The following is a 15264-nucleotide window of genomic DNA, read 5'->3' as shown; positions in this document are numbered from 1 at the left end:
CTAACTTAAAGCGTATTTTCTAAATCTTTTGCAGCATCAATACGGGCTTGACGCTCAACCTTGGCACTGACATTACCGAGCAATGCATTGCCTTGACGAATACTCATGATTAACAAAATAATCATGGACGCAAACGTAATACCGAACGCGCTCCATACATAACTGGCGTAGCCGCCCATTGCGAAAAAATCACTCATAGATTCAAAGTGCATGATGGGCTCCTATTTCTTGGTTGCTAAAGCCACAACCCAAGGGCGGTGGCTCTCTTTATCAATAATTTCGTTGCGCAAGCGAATCATGGTCACCGTTGCAAAGAAGAACGCAAAACCCAAAATATTGAGCAATAGAGGCCACAACATATCATTGGAGATTGATGGCTTTGCAAATTTGGTAATCGTTGCGCCTTGGTGCAAGGTGTTCCACCACTCTACTGAAAAGTGAATAATTGGCAGGTTGATCACACCAACAATAGCCAAAATACCTGCCGCTTTCGATGCCGTTTTTTGATCATCAAATGCATGGTATAGGGCTATTACACCCAAATATAAAAACAGCAGGATCAGTTCTGACGTCAAACGAGCATCCCATACCCACCAGGCACCCCACATCGGTTTACCCCAAACAGCACCAGTAAGCAGCGCGATAAAGGTATAGACAGCGCCGATAGGTGCCATAGCCGCAGCGGCCATGTTAGACAGTTTCAGTTGCCAAACCAGCCCAATAAAGGCTGCGATTGCCATCGACATATAAACACCCATCGACCAAATTGCCGACGGAACGTGAATGTAAATAATTCTGAAGCTATCCCCTTGCTGATAATCTGCTGGCGCGAACGCAAGTCCCCACACTGTCCCTATAGACAGGGTTAACACAGATAAAATTGCAAACCAAGGCAGCAATTTTCCGCATAATTGATAGGTGGTTTCAGCTTTGGCATAGGGATGGAGCCATTTCCACATTTGTTATTCTCACTCTTTACAGGCTTAATACACTGATTTTAGGATAAAAAGCACAAACAACGTGCTCAAAATAACCTATCAGTGAAATAGTTAAATAAACTGTTAGTTAACACTGACTCTTAATGAGGCACTGATCGCAAAAGGCGTCAAAGTGACCGTGCCCACCAGCATCGCAAGCAAAATCGCTAACTGACCGTTATACGCAACTCCGAGGGATGCCGCATCAATTGCCGATGTCGCAAAAATCAAAACAGGGATATACAAAGGTAAAACCAACAGGCTGAGCAACACGCCGCCCTTTTGCAATCCAACCGTTAATGCTACACCAATTGCCCCTATGAAACTCAAGGTCGGGGTACCAACAATTAGGGTTAACGCCACTGCTAGCCATGTATCAAAATCCAGCGACAACAGGATGCCAAGTAACGGACTGATTAAAAGCAACGGCAACCCGGTAAGCAGCCAGTGTGCAACCACTTTGGCTATAACCAAAACAGGCAACGGTGTAGGCATCAACATCATCTGCTCAAGTGCACCATCTTGGAAATCATCACGGAATAAGCGCTCTAGTGACAACAGTGCCGCTAGCAGTGCTGCCACCCAAATAATACCGGCAGATATTCTTGCAAGAAGGTTGGGCTCTGGGCCGATACTGAGTGGGAACAGTGTAATCACGATAATAAAAAACCAAAGCGGATTGAAAATATCCGCTTGGCGTCGAAATGCGATCAATAGCTCTCGTTTAATGATAGCGAGAAAGGCAGCGGTCATGAGCGCTCTCCAAGTTTAATTTTTCTCAGCTTATCGCTATCTTTGAACATATCCTGATGGGTCGTGAGTATGACAATACCCCCGGCTTCCACATGCTGCAAAAACAGCTGTTCGAGTACTTTCACACCTTGTTTATCAATCGCAGTGAGTGGCTCGTCAAGGATCCAAAGTGGTTTATCCGTCAGCCACAAGCGCGCGAGTGCAACACGACGTTGTTGGCCTGCCGAAAGCTGCGCAACTGGCACGTCTTCACGCCCGGCCAAGCCCACTTGGGTTAATGCTTGGTAGAGAGATTGTTTGTTGACGTTACGTTCACCATGAACGGCCTGATAAAACGATAAGTTTTCGTACGGGGTCAACTCACGCTTAACTCCTGTCTGATGACCAAGAAACAGGAGATCTCGATGAAAAGCTTCGCGATCGGATTCAACGGCAAATTGATTCCAACTCACCATCCCTTCCTCTCTATCGCCTAGCCCGGCAATAATTCGCAAAAGCGTCGTCTTCCCGGTTCCGTTACGACCTTCTATTTGCACCAGCTCTCCTGGTGAAACCTTAAACGTAAGGCCGGCAAACAGCACGCGTTCATCGCGAATTGCAGTCAGTTGGTTTACTTCTAGCATGAGTTTTCTATACAACGATTAAGAGCGGTTATAGTAGCACAGGCGAACCTGATCTCGATGGACGGACTTCTTAGAAATGTTAAAAAACAAAAAGGAAGCCGAAGCTTCCTTAAGTATCTGATATTTTGGTAATTGCTCAAAGAGTTATACAGACAAAAACCAAAACTCGTTACAAATATACTACTTTCGGGTAGGTCTAATCCGCCCTTGACGCAATCGCTCTTCAGGACTACTTTCAAGCGGTGGTACCGACTCTCTTCCCGCCAGTTTCTTTTGTAAAGACATCATCAATTCGGCTTCCGCTTTTGGTAGCTCACATTCATGAATCAGTTCATCAAGCTCTGCGCCCAACTGAACCATTTTCGTAGCTCTAGTATAGAGACGGCTGTCAGTGTCTGCTTGCTCAAGCTCTAACACACGTTCATGAAGATGTTGAATAATGTCTTGCTGCTCTGTCACTTTCTGTCCAAGACCGATAACAACCGAACGCACTTCAAGAAGTTGCTTAGAAGTAGCTTCTAGCTCCTTCTCCAGTTTACGACTCTTTTGCCGTTGATAGTCTGACTGTAAGCGAATAGCCTTGCTCACTCGCGCCGTCATTGCGATAGCACAGAGAAAAACAACAATAATCGCGCCTGCAATAACAGGGAAAGAAAATAACGAATCAGTCATGATTACAGATGAGCCATCTCATCCCACTCTTCTTCAGAAAGCAGTTTGTTTAGATCAACTAAGATCAATAGGTTGCCTTCACGGTTGCTTACACCCTGAATGAACTTGGCACTTTCATCGGTACCCACACTTGGTGTTGTATCAATTTCAGACGAACGTAAGTAAACCACTTCAGCCACGCTATCAACCAAAATACCGATCACTTGGCGCTCAGATTCAATGACGATAATACGTGTATTATCCGTCACTTCACCTTCCATTAGACCAAAGCGAGAGCGCGTGTCGATTACCGTTACCACGTTGCCACGTAGGTTAATAATACCTAGCACATAGTTTGGCGCGCCCGGCACTGGGGCAATTTCAGTGTAGCGCAATACTTCACGAACTTGCATTACATTGATGCCGTAAGTCTCTTCCTCTAGCTGAAAAGTGACCCACTGAAGCACTTCGTCATTGGCTTGATCTTTTCTCACTTCAATTTCATTCGCTTGAGACATACCTTATCCTCTATTTACAGCGTTGAGTGCAATTCTATAGATTAACAGCTTGAACATCGAGACCAGCTTCAAGCATTTTTATCAGCTCAGCCACATGAACAAGTGCACACATTTTTTCTTTAACCATACCCGCTAGCCAAGGGCGCTTGCCCGCTGTCTCGCGCCAATTTACCATGCTAGGAGCTAAGGCTTCCGTTCCTTTTAACGAAGAGCTTGCAAGCCCCCAAGCGCTTTGTCCTAACATGACTATATATTCATAAGCAGATTTGTAGCTGTCATCAACAAGCTTATCTGCCATTACCCATCGAGCAGTATCGACCACATCGTACTGACTATCTCGATTGGTATTTAGCCCAAGATACCAATCTGGGCGCCCTATCAAATGAGAGAGCTCACCCATCTTGTGTATACCACCTAACTCATCCAGTGGCACTGCAAACGTCATACTGTTGACTTCAAAATAGAGAACTTGGAACTCTTCATGCCTTTGCGTAGACTGCCACAAATCAATTGGAGACGCTTCTACTTCAGGCTCTGGATTCCATTCAGTGCTAGCTTCAACATCGTCAACCGTTGCTTCAGCCACTTCTTCTATTTCGATAGGCTCGGTTTGTAGCTCGGGTGCTGATGTAGGCAGCTCCCAATCTTGAACTTCTAACTCTTTATCGACTGATTCCAGGGTATCTTTAACCGTAAGCTGTTCAGTATCTTCAATTTGTGGTGTTTCTTCGATTACCGCATCAATATCAAGTTGCGTATTGTGCTGATTAAGTTGCTGTAAGAGACGCTCAACATCTGATAGGTCTGCCTCATCAAACTCAACCTCTTGCAACTCTGGCTCTGCATATCGAGACGACGCTAAACTGAAAGAAGCACGCTCTGGCTCTGGCTCTGGCTCTGGCTCTGGCTCTGGCTCTGGCTCTGGCTCTGGCTCTGGCTCTGGCAAAATAGTATCCACTTCCGCTTCGTTAGCAAGGTTTTCTTCAGGCTCATCGACTGAATCCAACATCACCTCATCGAGCTCCGTTTCATCCAGCAGAGCGGTAAAGTAATCATCTAGGGCTTGTTCACCGGAAAGAATGTGTTCCTCAGTCATCGATACTTAACCTTTCAAGGTGAAGCAATAGCTGCTTATAGGCGAACACGCCACGACTTCCCGGCGCGAAATGGGAAACAGGTAAATGTTTCAAACTGGCGTCTCGGAATTTAGTGTCGATAGGGATAGCGGAACTCCATACTTGCGATGGATAGTCACGTTTGAGCTGAGTTAGTGTTTGCAGCGAAGCGTTGGTGCGCTTGTCATACATGGTTGGAACAATCGTCACCTTGAACGGTTTAGTCCGTGACTTCTGCATGATTTTCAGTGTACGGACCATTCGCTCAAGGCCTTTCATTGCCAAGAATTCGGTCTGAACCGGAATCAAGATACGATCACTGGCTGCGAGCGCGTTGACCATCATCACCCCTAAAATAGGCGGGCAATCAATGATGACATGATCATAATGACCACGCAGTGCCATAAGACCTTTTTTTAAGATAAGCCCCATTCCGCTGCGATTGCCCATTACTCGATCAAGCGTTGCCAAGGACATGTGCGCAGGAACGATATCGATACCTTCAATCGGTGTAGAATGCACGAGAGGCTTAACGCTTTCCTCACTCAAAGATTTGAGTTGGAATAGGTCAAATAAGCTGCTCGTAACCGCATCTGAATCAATACCTAAATAAGAACTCAATGATGCATGAGGGTCCGTATCTACCAGCAATACCCGCTTACCTTGCTTGGCCAATAAGCCAGCAAGCGTAATTGTCGTTGTGGTTTTACCTACCCCACCTTTTTGGTTTGCAACACTCCAAACTTTCATGTCTGCTCTACGCTATTCCTATTTCGACCAGCATGCGTTCTGCGATACGGTCTAGGGGTAAATCTTCACTCGAGATGCCCGCTTTAGCCACGGCTTGTGGCATGCCATACACCACGCAGCTCTCTTCGTCTTGCGCCCAAATGGTTGAACCCGCCGCTTTGAGCATGCGGCCGCCTTCTCGGCCATCCGCTCCCATTCCGGTCAATACCATTGACAGCACTTTATCAGCGTAAATCTTTGAAGCACTGCCGAATGTCACGTCAACACACGGCTTGTAGTTCATGCGCTCACCGCCATCCAGAATACGAATTCGTGCTGCGCCCGGACGACCATCGATCATCATCTGTTTACCACCTGGGGCAAGGTATGCAACACCCGGCTTAAGAACATCGCCATCTTGCGCTTCTTTGACCGTAATTTTGCACAAAGTATTCAAACGCGCTGCAAAGGCGTTAGTAAACGTTGCAGGCATATGTTGGATCAGCAAAATCGGATGCGGATAATTCATCGGCAACTTGGTCAGAATATTCTGCAGTGCAACAGGCCCTCCCGTTGAACAACCAATTGCTGTTAACTGATACTTCTTACCTGAGGCTTTGAATCTCTGTGCAACAGGTGTGCGCTGCGCCGGCGCAGTTGACGTGGAAGAACGTGTCAGCGTCGTCGGCCTTGCTGACTGAGGTGCAGTAGCAGGCTTCGGTACAACAGGTTGACGCATGAATGCGCGACGCGACGCAATTTGCATCACACGTTGCTGCAATAAAGAGACAGCCTCATCACGATTACGTGCAATATCCTCAAACTTCTTTGGAAGGAAGTCGACTGCACCCGCATCCAACGCATCCAGTGTTGCTTTCGCGCCATCGTGCGTTAATGATGAGAACATCAAAATTGGCGTTGGTGCGGCTGCCATAATCTGTTTCACGGCAGTAATGCCATCCATCACCGGCATTTCGATGTCCATCGTGATGACATCTGGCTTAAGTTGTTTGGCTTTGTCAACGGCCTCACGACCGTTGACTGCCACATCAATGACTTCTAATCGTGGATCAGAGTTGATGATCTCGCTCACACGTCGACGAAAGAAGCTCGAATCATCAACGACAAGTACTTTAATTGCCATGCTTTTCCTTAGGCTTTTCGATTAGATGCGTGATGCTGCTGCATATTGCTTGAGCAAATCTGGCACATCTAGAATCAGTGCAATATGACCATCACTGGTGATTGTCGCACCTGCCATACCTGGCGTTCCTTGTAACAAGTTATCAAGCGGCTTGATAACGACTTCTTCTTGACCAATAAGAGTATCAACTACAAAACCAACGCGCTGGCTACCAATCTGTACGATAACCACATGACCATGACCCGTGCGTAATTCTACTTCCCCGGCATGCGGAGCAAGCCAGTTTTGTAAGTAGAACAGTGGAATAGACTTCTCACGTACGATGATCGTCAGCTGTCCGTCAACCACGTTTGTGCGGCTCAAGTCTAAATGGAAGATCTCGTTCACGCTTGCTAGTGGTAGTGCAAATGGATGCCCTGCGACCCCTACCATCAGTGTTGGCAAGATAGCCAGCGTCAATGGCACTTTAATCGTAATCTTGGTGCCTTTACCCATTTCTGAATCAATATCGATTGAGCCGTTGAGCGTATTGATCGCGGTTTTAACCACGTCCATACCTACGCCGCGGCCTGAAATATCAGAAATTTTCTCTTTACTTGAGAAGCCAGGCATAAAGATAAGGTTGAAACACTCTTTGTCAGTTAGACGCGACGCCGCATCTTCGTCCATCATTCCACGTTTTACCGCGATACCACGCAGCTTGTCAGGGTCCATACCACCGCCATCATCAACGATAGCCAATTGGATATGATCGCCCTCTTGCGCAGCTGAAAGAATAACCTTGCCGTTACGTGACTTGCCATTCGCTTCGCGTACATCCGGCATTTCAATACCGTGATCGACCGAATTGCGCACCAAGTGGATGAGTGGATCAGCAAGTGCTTCCACCAGATTCTTGTCTAGATCGGTATCTTCACCACGCATCTCTAACGTGATGTCTTTTTGTAGGCTGCGAGCCAAATCTCGAACAACGCGAGGGAAGCGACCAAAGACTTTTTTGATTGGCTGCATGCGGGTTTTCATCACCGCGCCCTGCAAGTCAGCGGTAACCACATCTAAGTTTGACACCGCTTTTGACATCTCTTCGTCGTTGCTATTAAGACCCAGACTCAATAGGCGGTTGCGCACTAATACCAGCTCACCCACCATGTTCATAATAGTGTCTAGCGTTGAGGTATCAACGCGCACAGTGGCTTCAGCTTGAGGCTTCTTGACCGCAGCGACTTCTGTTTTCGCCGGCGATTTTTCCACGGGTGCTGGCGGTTTCGCTGCTGCCTGAGGCGAAGCTTGTGGTGCTGCTTGAGGTGCAGCAGACACTGGCGTTGGTTCAGGCGCTACTACAGCGGCATTTGCCGATGCAGGTTTGGTGGCCATATCCAGTTCTTCTAAAGAAGGTCCTTTGCCATTGCCGTGCAACTCATCCAACAACTTCTCGAATTCTTCATCAGTCATCAAATCATCATCACTTGGTGATGCTGATTTCGGTGCAGATGCTACAGGAGCCGCTGGCGTTGGCGCCGGGACAGAATCTACAGACGGACCCTTGCCCGCACCATGCAGTTCGTCCAGCAAACGCTCAAACTCATCATCAGTGATATCACCACTCATATCAGAGACCGGCGCTGCAGGTGCTGGCGGCGGTGTTGGCGCACTAGTGCCTGGTGCAGACCCTTTACCATGCAGCTCATCAAGCAATTTTTCAAACTCGTCTTGAGTGATATCGTCAACAGAACCCACGCTGTCAACCGGACTTGCAACAGCCTCTGGTGCCACCATAACAGGCTCAACAATTGGCGTAGGGGCAGCGGGCGCAACCTCATCTTCAGACTCTGGTTTGCACAAGCGATGAAGTTCATCAAGTAGTGCTTGATCAGCGGGTTGCAGAGGATCACGAGTTTGCACAGCAGCAAACTGTTCGTTTACTGTATCCAATGCACGCAGCATAGTATCCATAAGGCTAGCAGTTACGCTACGTTGACCATTTCGCAGAATATCAAAAACGTTTTCCGCACCGTGACAGGTGTCAACAAGCTCAGTCAGTGACAGAAATCCTGCACCACCTTTTACCGTATGGAAGCCACGGAAGATTGCGTTAAGCAAGTCTTTATCATCTGGGTTGTTTTCCAACTCAACCAGTTGCTCTGAGAGCAGCTCTAGAATTTCTCCGGCTTCAACCAAGAAATCCTGCAAAATGTCTTCGTCTAATTCGTAACTCATAAAATACCCCTAAAACCCAAGACTTGAGAGGAGGTCATCGACTTCGTCTTGAGATGAAACGGCATCTTCTCGTTCTTCAGGGTTAATAATTGGCCCCTCAGCAACAAGAGATGATTTTTGTTCATTGTTGGATGTGTTTAAGTTGGAAGCACTAAATACCGTTAAAATCTCAATTAAACGTCCTTCGACTTCGTTGACTAACGTGATCACTCTGCGAATGATCTGTCCTGTTAAATCTTGGAAGTCTTGTGCCATCAAAATTTCAGTCAACTGACTACGCACTTCTGTGCTGTCACCCTCAACGCGAGTCAACAAGTCATCGATACTGTGACAAAGGCTCTTAAATTCGTTGAGTTGAATACGACCGTGCATCAATTGATTCCACTGCGGGCGAACTTCGGTCAAGTGCCCGTTCAGTGAATCGGCGAGAGGCATACAACGCTCAACAGCATCCATTGTGGTGTTTGCTGCAAGCTCTGTTTTTTGGATGACATATTGTAAGCGGTCCTTTGCATCGGGTATTTCGTCCTTTGCAATTTGAGTCATTCGCTGGTCTAAGCTGAATTGCTTCAGAGAATCGTGCAGCTCACGAGTCAACAAACCAATCTCATTTAGAATGGCATTCTCACTGTTTTGATAGATATCAAGAAGCAGCGAATTCGCATCTTGCTGTTGCTCGTTTTCTAGTAAATTGACGAGCTCTTTCGCTTGTTGTAACGAAATCATCCTAAATCGACCTAGCCTAGGTTATTAAATACAAATACGTTGTGATTTTATTGTTTGAGTGCTTATAAACGCTCAAAGATTTTGTCTAGCTTCTCTTTTAGCGTTGCAGCTGTGAATGGCTTCACGATGTAGCCGTTAACACCAGCTTGTGCCGCTTCGATGATTTGCTCACGCTTTGCTTCTGCCGTGATCATCAACACTGGAAGGTGTTTTAGCTCAGCGTCCGCACGGATGTGCTTCAACAGGTCAATACCTTGCATGCCAGGCATGTTCCAATCGGTAACGACAAAATCAAAATCGCCTTTCTTGAGCATAGGCAATGCCGTTAGACCATCATCCGCTTCTTGAGTATTGCTGAAACCCAAGTCACGAAGTAGGTTTTTAACGATACGGCGCATTGTTGAAAAGTCATCAACAATAAGGATCTTCATGTTTTTATTCAAAATTGCCTCCACTGATTCAAGCGTCAGTGATTATTTTTCATTGTCAGTCCACACTCGAAGCTTCGAGCGCAAACGCTGCATAGATTGACTAAGGATTTGGCTCACACGTGATTCACTCACGCCGATCACCTCGCCAATTTCTTTTAGGTTCAGTTCTTCGTCGTAATACAAAGAAAGAACCAGAGCCTCTCGCTCAGGCAGGGATTTTATCGAATCTATTAGCGCTTGGCGAAAAGATTCGTCTGCAACACCTTGAAAAGGTGCATTATCACCATCCTCTGCTGAGTGAATGACATCATCAGACACACCGAGATCATCAATACCCACTATTTTTGAACAATTGATATCGGTCAGAGCCGAATGGTACTGCTCCAATGACATCTCTAAAAACTGGGCGACTTCACTGTCAGACGGATCTCTGTTGAGCTGCCCTTCTAACGTCGCGATTGCTTGGGTTATTTCTCGATTGTTTCTATGAACCGAGCGTGGCACCCAATCGCCACGTCTAATGTCGTCCAGCATTGCTCCACGAATACGAATACCGGCGTAAGTTTCAAAACTTGCCCCTTTGCTTCCGTCGTAGTTTTTCTGCGCTTCGAGTAAGCCAATCATGCCTGCCTGAATCAGGTCGTCTACCTGCACACTCGGCGGTAGACGGCCTATCAAGTGATGGGCGATTCGTTTGACCAGCGCAGAATACTTCTCCAAAAACGCCTTTTGGCTATTTTGGTGAGCAATATGACCGTATGTAAGCGCTTTATTCAAGGAACGGTTCCCCTACTATGTCTGAGCGATTGAGTAAGCGTTCCACAAAAAACTCTAAATGCCCGGTAGGCGACTTTGGCAATGGCCAAGTCAGCGCTTTATTTGCCAATGAGCTCATCGCTAGAGCGGCTGGCGAACGTGGGAAGGCATCAACCACGATTTTTTGCTTCTTCACTGCTTGACGCACTTTATCATCTAACGGTATACATGCCACTAGCTCTAAACTCACATTGAGGAATCTCTCTGTGACGAGCGTCAACTTTGCAAATAATTCTCGGCCTTCGCGGTAGCTGCGAACCATATTTGCAACCACTTTAAAACGTTGTACTTGGTGGTCTTTACTCAGTAGCTTAATCAGTGCATAGGCATCGGTGATCGAAGTCGGCTCATCACACACGACCACTACAACATCTTGTGCGGCTCTTGAAAAGCTCACCACCATGTCAGAAATACCCGCAGCGGTATCGATGATCAGCACATCCATTTCATCTTCTAGGCTGCCAAACGCACGGATCAGACCCACATGTTGTGAGTGTGAAAGCTCGGCCATTTTTTGCGTGCCGGATGTTGCTGGGATAATCCTAATGCCGTGAGGACCTTCAACAATCGCATCTTTGAGCTCACACTCACCTGCTAACACATGGCCCAAATTTCTCTTTGGACGAATACCCAGCATCACATCAACATTGGCAAGTCCTAGATCCGCATCTAGAACCATGACTTTTTTACCCTGACGAGCCATACAGATCGCCATACCTAGACTGACGTTAGATTTACCCACACCACCTTTACCGCCAGTAACAGAGATAACTTTAGTCAGTGAAGGCTGGGTTAAGCGGCGCAGACCGCTTGCTTGGTCTTGTATCATATTTTCTACCATAACATTTGCCCCTTAAGGTGCCTCCACATCACTGTTCCAGTAGTGTGGTTCATTCTCTCGCGATTTCTCTAGTAACTCATTCGCCTTGGCAACCATGTATTTTGGTTGCGCAAGAACTATATCTTCTGGGACACGTTGGCCGTTGGCGATATACGCCACAGGTAACGCATTTTGTACAATCACACCTAAAAACTCACCCAAGCTAAGTGATTCGTCTAGCTTAGTTAAAATACAACCCGACAACGGGATGCGCTTAAAGTGGTCAATAGTTTCTTGTAACACTTTGCGCTGAGCTGTCGCCGGTAACACAAGGTAGCTATGAATCACTTCGCCACTTTCTTGCATCAATGTATCAAGTTGTTCAGAGAGACGGACGTCACGCTGCCCCATACCCGCAGTGTCTACTAATATAAGACGACGGTTTCTTAGCTGATATATAACATCGGCCAGTTCATCTGAATCTTTAGCAACTCTTACAGGACACCCCATAATTCTGCCGTAAATGGCCAATTGCTCATGTGCGCCAATACGATAAGTATCAGTGGTCACGAGCGCGACGTTATCCGAACCGTACTCCATCGCAGCGCGTGCTGCCAGTTTTGCAATAGTGGTTGTCTTACCGACGCCCGTTGGCCCAAGCAGAGCGACCACGCCACCTTTGCGTAAAATATCACTATTAGAGACTGGGATTTGATCAGCGACTAACCCAAGCAGAGCCTTCCACGCTTTTGGTGGCGGTGTGTCTTCAGGAATGTAACAAGCTAATTGGTCAGATAGCTCTTCCGACAAACCCATTCGTGTCAGTCGTTTGATCAACATGGCACGCAGTGGCTCTCGACGTTCGACTTCTTGCCACATCAAACCAGACACTTGATGCTCCAACAGACGGCGAATCGATGCCATCTCTTCGCGCATATTTTCCAGCTCTTCGGCAGAAACATCCTTTTCAGGCTGGCGGCGCTCAAAACGTGACGGGTCAAGCTTAGCCGCGATACGACTGGCCTGACTGTTTGGTCTAGAGTCGGCTAGCAGCTTTGATAACGGAGAGTCTGACTCTCGTGACTCATCAGAACCAAACCTTGAAATTGGTGCATTGTCATCGTGTCCGTCACGCGAGTTCGATTGACGCTTCAACAAAGCAGTCAATGAGTCTTCGTTCTCTGAAGGCGGTAACTCGCCCTCGTTCTCAGACGACTTATAGTGCTTGAGCATATTGGCAAAGCGCTGAGTCATCGATGAGTTACCTTTTTCGCTGCTGCGTTGGAGGCTCACTCGGTCTTCATCTAACTGACGTTCAGGTTTACGTGCAGGGACTGGTGCGCTGTATTGTTGCTGTCGAAGCGCAGGAACAGGCTTGGATGAAGCTCGGCTCGCTGGCTCGGCGTCAATCGCCGCAACAATTTCTACACCACCAGCAACTCGCTTGTTGGACATGATGACAGCATCATCACCCAGTTCTTCTTTTACTTGAAGAAGTGCGGTTCTCATGTCTTTAGCGAAAAATCGTTTGATTTTCACGATGGATATCCGTCTAACGTTGAGTACTTTAAGTGCTGAGTAACTCAACGACCAAAATACGCTTATAGTGTTTACTTTATGCGCCTAAAACAGGCGCCAAAATTCTTAGTTTCCTACCGCTTGAACAATTCTTATCTGTTTTTCGTCAGGAATTTCTTGATACGACAATACCCTTAAGGTTGGTATCGTATTTTTAACAAACTTGGCCAACGTACCTCGCAGTACGCCCGAGGTAAGCAACACAGCCGGCTCACCTTTGAGCTCTTGATCTTGAGTTGCTTGACTCAGCGACGCTTGTAATCGCTCCGCTAGGCCCGGCTCGATTCCGGCAGATTCTCCGCCAGAAGCCTGCATGGTTTGATGCAATATTTGTTCCAATTCAGGTATCAAGGTAATCACCGGCAACTCCGGCTCTATACCATTGATTTCTTGTACAATTAAGCGTTTTAGAGCGATTCGAACTGCGGCTGTTAAGATGTCAGGTTCTTGACTCTTCGCGGAGTACTCTGACAAGGTTTGCACAATCGTTCGAATATCGCGGATCGGAATTGCCTCATTGAGCAAGTTCTGTAGCACTTTCACTACCACACCAAGCGGCAATTGATCAGGCACGAAGCTCTCTACCAGTTTCGGTGCACTGCGACCCAACATCTCCAATAAGTTTTGAACCTCTTCATGACCGATAAGCTGAGAAGCGTTATTGACCAACAACTGACTCAAATGCGTAGCGAGTACCGTCGATGAATCTACGACAGTGTAGCCCAGTGCTTGAGCATGCTCTTGTTGGTCTGGACGAATCCAAGTGGCTTCTAAGCCGAAAGCGGGATCAATCGTTGGCTCGCCCTCGATCATTCCATAGACTTGTCCAGGGTTTATCGCTAACTCTTGATCAGGACGAATCTCAGCTTCACCAACCGCAACCCCCATTAAGGTGATACGGTAACTGTTAGGCGTCAGCTCTAGATTGTCACGAATATGCACCGCCGGGATGAGAAAACCAAAATCTTGAGAGAGCTTTTTACGTACCCCTTTGACTCGCTCCAACAACTCACCGCCTTGGTCACGGTCCACCAATGGGATCAAACGATAACCCACCTCAAGACCAATAATATCGACCGGTTGGACATCATCCCAAGATAACTCTTTGAGTGATGCCGGCTCTGAGTCTTTGGTTGCGGGTAAGTTCGGCTCTTCTTTTCGCTGTTTATGTTTCTTGTTAATCCAATAGGCCCAACCACCAGAAAGCGCCGCTAGCAGCAAAAACGCAAAGTGAGGCATACCCGGAACGATACCCATGACAAACAGGATTCCAGAGGTAATCGCGAGCGCCTTTGGGTTATCAAACATTTGGAACACCAACTGCTCACCCATGTCTTCATCGGTATTTTGGCGCGTTACCATGATCGCAGCACCGATAGACAGCAAGAGAGAAGGTATTTGCGCCACCAAGCCGTCACCAATTGTTAGCAAGGTATAGATCTCTATCGCTTCACCAAATCCAAGGTCATATTGCATCATGCCGATGATCAAACCACCAACGATGTTCAGCATCAGAATCAAAATACCAGCAATCGCATCCCCTTTGACGAACTTAGAAGCACCATCCATTGAACCGTAAAAGTCCGCTTCTTTGGTCACCTCTGAACGGCGAGTACGCGCTTGTTCTTGGTCGATGAGCCCCGCATTCAAGTCAGCATCTATCGCCATCTGCTTACCAGGCAAGGCATCCAAGGTAAAGCGAGCACTCACCTCTGATATACGCCCTGCACCCTTGGTCACAACCATAAAGTTAATGATCATCAAGATAAGGAACACCACTAAACCGACGGCGTAGTTACCCCCGATCACCACGTTACCAAAAGCTTCAATCACATTACCTGCTGCCCCCGGCCCTTCATGGCCGCGCAACAAAACCACACGTGTTGATGCAACGTTCAATGCCAAACGCAATAGCGTGGCAATCAGAAGTACAGTAGGAAATGCGGCAAAATCGAGCGGTCGACGAGTGTAGACCGTCACCAACAGCACCACCATCGCCAACGCAATGTTGAAGGTAAAAAATAGGTCGAGCAAGAATGCAGGTATTGGCAATACGATCATTGCCAATGTGGTTAACACCATAATCGGTGCGCCAACAGCAGGTAATGCTTGGGTTGGTATGCGCGGTAACTTCTCCGCAAATGGCAGGCTAAATTTCATACAAGC

General features: G+C 47.2%; 16 protein-coding genes. All 16 read right to left on the bottom strand.

Going from position 1 to position 15264, the window contains the following annotated elements:
• Positions 1-5: 5 nt before the first annotated feature.
• Positions 6-212 carry a heme exporter protein CcmD gene (ccmD, locus tag QWZ05_RS17520; RefSeq protein WP_290299727.1) on the bottom strand — a complete coding sequence of 69 codons (207 nt, stop codon included), beginning with the start codon at positions 210-212 and terminating at the stop codon, positions 6-8.
• 9 nt (positions 213-221) lie between these two features.
• On the bottom strand, positions 222-959 hold the full coding sequence (locus tag QWZ05_RS17515; RefSeq protein WP_264877046.1) for a heme ABC transporter permease: 738 nt from the start codon (positions 957-959) through the stop codon (positions 222-224).
• Between the two features lie 102 nt (positions 960-1061).
• Entirely contained in the window at positions 1062-1730 is a 669-nt protein-coding gene (ccmB, locus tag QWZ05_RS17510; protein WP_264877045.1) for a heme exporter protein CcmB, read from the bottom strand.
• The gene (gene ccmA, locus QWZ05_RS17505; RefSeq protein WP_290299723.1) at positions 1727-2353 is read right to left on the bottom strand and encodes a cytochrome c biogenesis heme-transporting ATPase CcmA; all 627 of its coding nucleotides are present in this window, start codon (positions 2351-2353) and stop codon (positions 1727-1729) included. The genes ccmB and ccmA overlap by 4 nt, the downstream gene beginning before the upstream one ends.
• Positions 2354-2533: 180 nt before the next feature.
• Entirely contained in the window at positions 2534-3025 is a 492-nt protein-coding gene (locus tag QWZ05_RS17500; RefSeq protein ID WP_290299722.1) for a DUF2802 domain-containing protein, read from the bottom strand.
• 2 nt (positions 3026-3027) lie between these two features.
• On the bottom strand, positions 3028-3522 hold the full coding sequence (locus QWZ05_RS17495) for a chemotaxis protein CheW (protein ID WP_289960867.1): 495 nt from the start codon (positions 3520-3522) through the stop codon (positions 3028-3030).
• Between the two features lie 34 nt (positions 3523-3556).
• Positions 3557-4618 carry a chemotaxis protein CheW gene (locus QWZ05_RS17490; protein WP_290299721.1) on the bottom strand — a complete coding sequence of 354 codons (1062 nt, stop codon included), beginning with the start codon at positions 4616-4618 and terminating at the stop codon, positions 3557-3559.
• A complete protein-coding gene (locus tag QWZ05_RS17485) occupies positions 4611-5387 on the bottom strand; it encodes a ParA family protein (RefSeq protein WP_264877040.1) in 777 nt (258 codons plus the stop codon). The genes QWZ05_RS17490 and QWZ05_RS17485 overlap by 8 nt, the downstream gene beginning before the upstream one ends.
• A gap of 7 nt (positions 5388-5394) precedes the next feature.
• Positions 5395-6510 carry a protein-glutamate methylesterase/protein-glutamine glutaminase gene (locus tag QWZ05_RS17480; protein ID WP_290299720.1) on the bottom strand — a complete coding sequence of 372 codons (1116 nt, stop codon included), beginning with the start codon at positions 6508-6510 and terminating at the stop codon, positions 5395-5397.
• Positions 6511-6531: 21 nt separating this feature from the next.
• Complete coding sequence (locus QWZ05_RS17475; RefSeq protein ID WP_290299718.1) at positions 6532-8727, bottom strand: chemotaxis protein CheA; 2196 nt, start codon at positions 8725-8727, stop codon at positions 6532-6534.
• 9 nt (positions 8728-8736) lie between these two features.
• Positions 8737-9453: a protein phosphatase CheZ gene (locus QWZ05_RS17470; protein WP_290299716.1), complete on the bottom strand. Its 717-nt coding sequence runs from the start codon at positions 9451-9453 to the stop codon at positions 8737-8739.
• A 62-nt stretch (positions 9454-9515) separates the two neighbouring features.
• Positions 9516-9884 (bottom strand): chemotaxis response regulator CheY, encoded by a 369-nt coding sequence (cheY, locus tag QWZ05_RS17465; RefSeq protein ID WP_264877634.1) that lies wholly within the window; start codon positions 9882-9884, stop codon positions 9516-9518.
• A gap of 42 nt (positions 9885-9926) precedes the next feature.
• The gene (locus QWZ05_RS17460; protein ID WP_264877036.1) at positions 9927-10661 is read right to left on the bottom strand and encodes an RNA polymerase sigma factor FliA; all 735 of its coding nucleotides are present in this window, start codon (positions 10659-10661) and stop codon (positions 9927-9929) included.
• Positions 10654-11541, bottom strand: a complete 888-nt coding sequence (locus tag QWZ05_RS17455; protein WP_264877035.1) for a MinD/ParA family protein — start codon at positions 11539-11541, stop codon at positions 10654-10656. The genes QWZ05_RS17460 and QWZ05_RS17455 overlap by 8 nt, the downstream gene beginning before the upstream one ends.
• 12 nt (positions 11542-11553) lie before the next feature.
• Entirely contained in the window at positions 11554-13059 is a 1506-nt protein-coding gene (gene flhF, locus QWZ05_RS17450) for a flagellar biosynthesis GTPase FlhF (RefSeq protein WP_264877034.1), read from the bottom strand.
• A gap of 105 nt (positions 13060-13164) precedes the next feature.
• The gene (gene flhA, locus QWZ05_RS17445; protein WP_290299711.1) at positions 13165-15258 is read right to left on the bottom strand and encodes a flagellar biosynthesis protein FlhA; all 2094 of its coding nucleotides are present in this window, start codon (positions 15256-15258) and stop codon (positions 13165-13167) included.
• Between the last annotated feature and the right edge of the window lie 6 nt (positions 15259-15264).

This window comes from Vibrio agarivorans (assembly GCF_030409635.1).
Taxonomy (GTDB): domain Bacteria; phylum Pseudomonadota; class Gammaproteobacteria; order Enterobacterales; family Vibrionaceae; genus Vibrio; species Vibrio agarivorans.
This window is presented reverse-complemented; position numbering and strand designations above follow the sequence as displayed.

Coding starts and splice junctions, on each gene's coding strand:
- QWZ05_RS17490 (WP_290299721.1), bottom strand. CDS start 4,618: ATGACTGAGGAACACATTCTTTCCGGTGAACAAGCCCTAGATGATTAC.
- ccmB (WP_264877045.1), bottom strand. CDS start 1,730: ATGACCGCTGCCTTTCTCGCTATCATTAAACGAGAGCTATTGATCGCA.
- QWZ05_RS17480 (WP_290299720.1), bottom strand. CDS start 6,510: ATGGCAATTAAAGTACTTGTCGTTGATGATTCGAGCTTCTTTCGTCGA.
- QWZ05_RS17455 (WP_264877035.1), bottom strand. CDS start 11,541: ATGGTAGAAAATATGATACAAGACCAAGCAAGCGGTCTGCGCCGCTTA.
- cheY (WP_264877634.1), bottom strand. CDS start 9,884: ATGAAGATCCTTATTGTTGATGACTTTTCAACAATGCGCCGTATCGTT.
- QWZ05_RS17485 (WP_264877040.1), bottom strand. CDS start 5,387: ATGAAAGTTTGGAGTGTTGCAAACCAAAAAGGTGGGGTAGGTAAAACC.
- QWZ05_RS17475 (WP_290299718.1), bottom strand. CDS start 8,727: ATGAGTTACGAATTAGACGAAGACATTTTGCAGGATTTCTTGGTTGAA.
- flhA (WP_290299711.1), bottom strand. CDS start 15,258: ATGAAATTTAGCCTGCCATTTGCGGAGAAGTTACCGCGCATACCAACC.
- QWZ05_RS17470 (WP_290299716.1), bottom strand. CDS start 9,453: ATGATTTCGTTACAACAAGCGAAAGAGCTCGTCAATTTACTAGAAAAC.
- QWZ05_RS17515 (WP_264877046.1), bottom strand. CDS start 959: ATGTGGAAATGGCTCCATCCCTATGCCAAAGCTGAAACCACCTATCAA.
- QWZ05_RS17495 (WP_289960867.1), bottom strand. CDS start 3,522: ATGTCTCAAGCGAATGAAATTGAAGTGAGAAAAGATCAAGCCAATGAC.
- ccmA (WP_290299723.1), bottom strand. CDS start 2,353: ATGCTAGAAGTAAACCAACTGACTGCAATTCGCGATGAACGCGTGCTG.
- QWZ05_RS17500 (WP_290299722.1), bottom strand. CDS start 3,025: ATGACTGATTCGTTATTTTCTTTCCCTGTTATTGCAGGCGCGATTATT.
- ccmD (WP_290299727.1), bottom strand. CDS start 212: ATGCACTTTGAATCTATGAGTGATTTTTTCGCAATGGGCGGCTACGCC.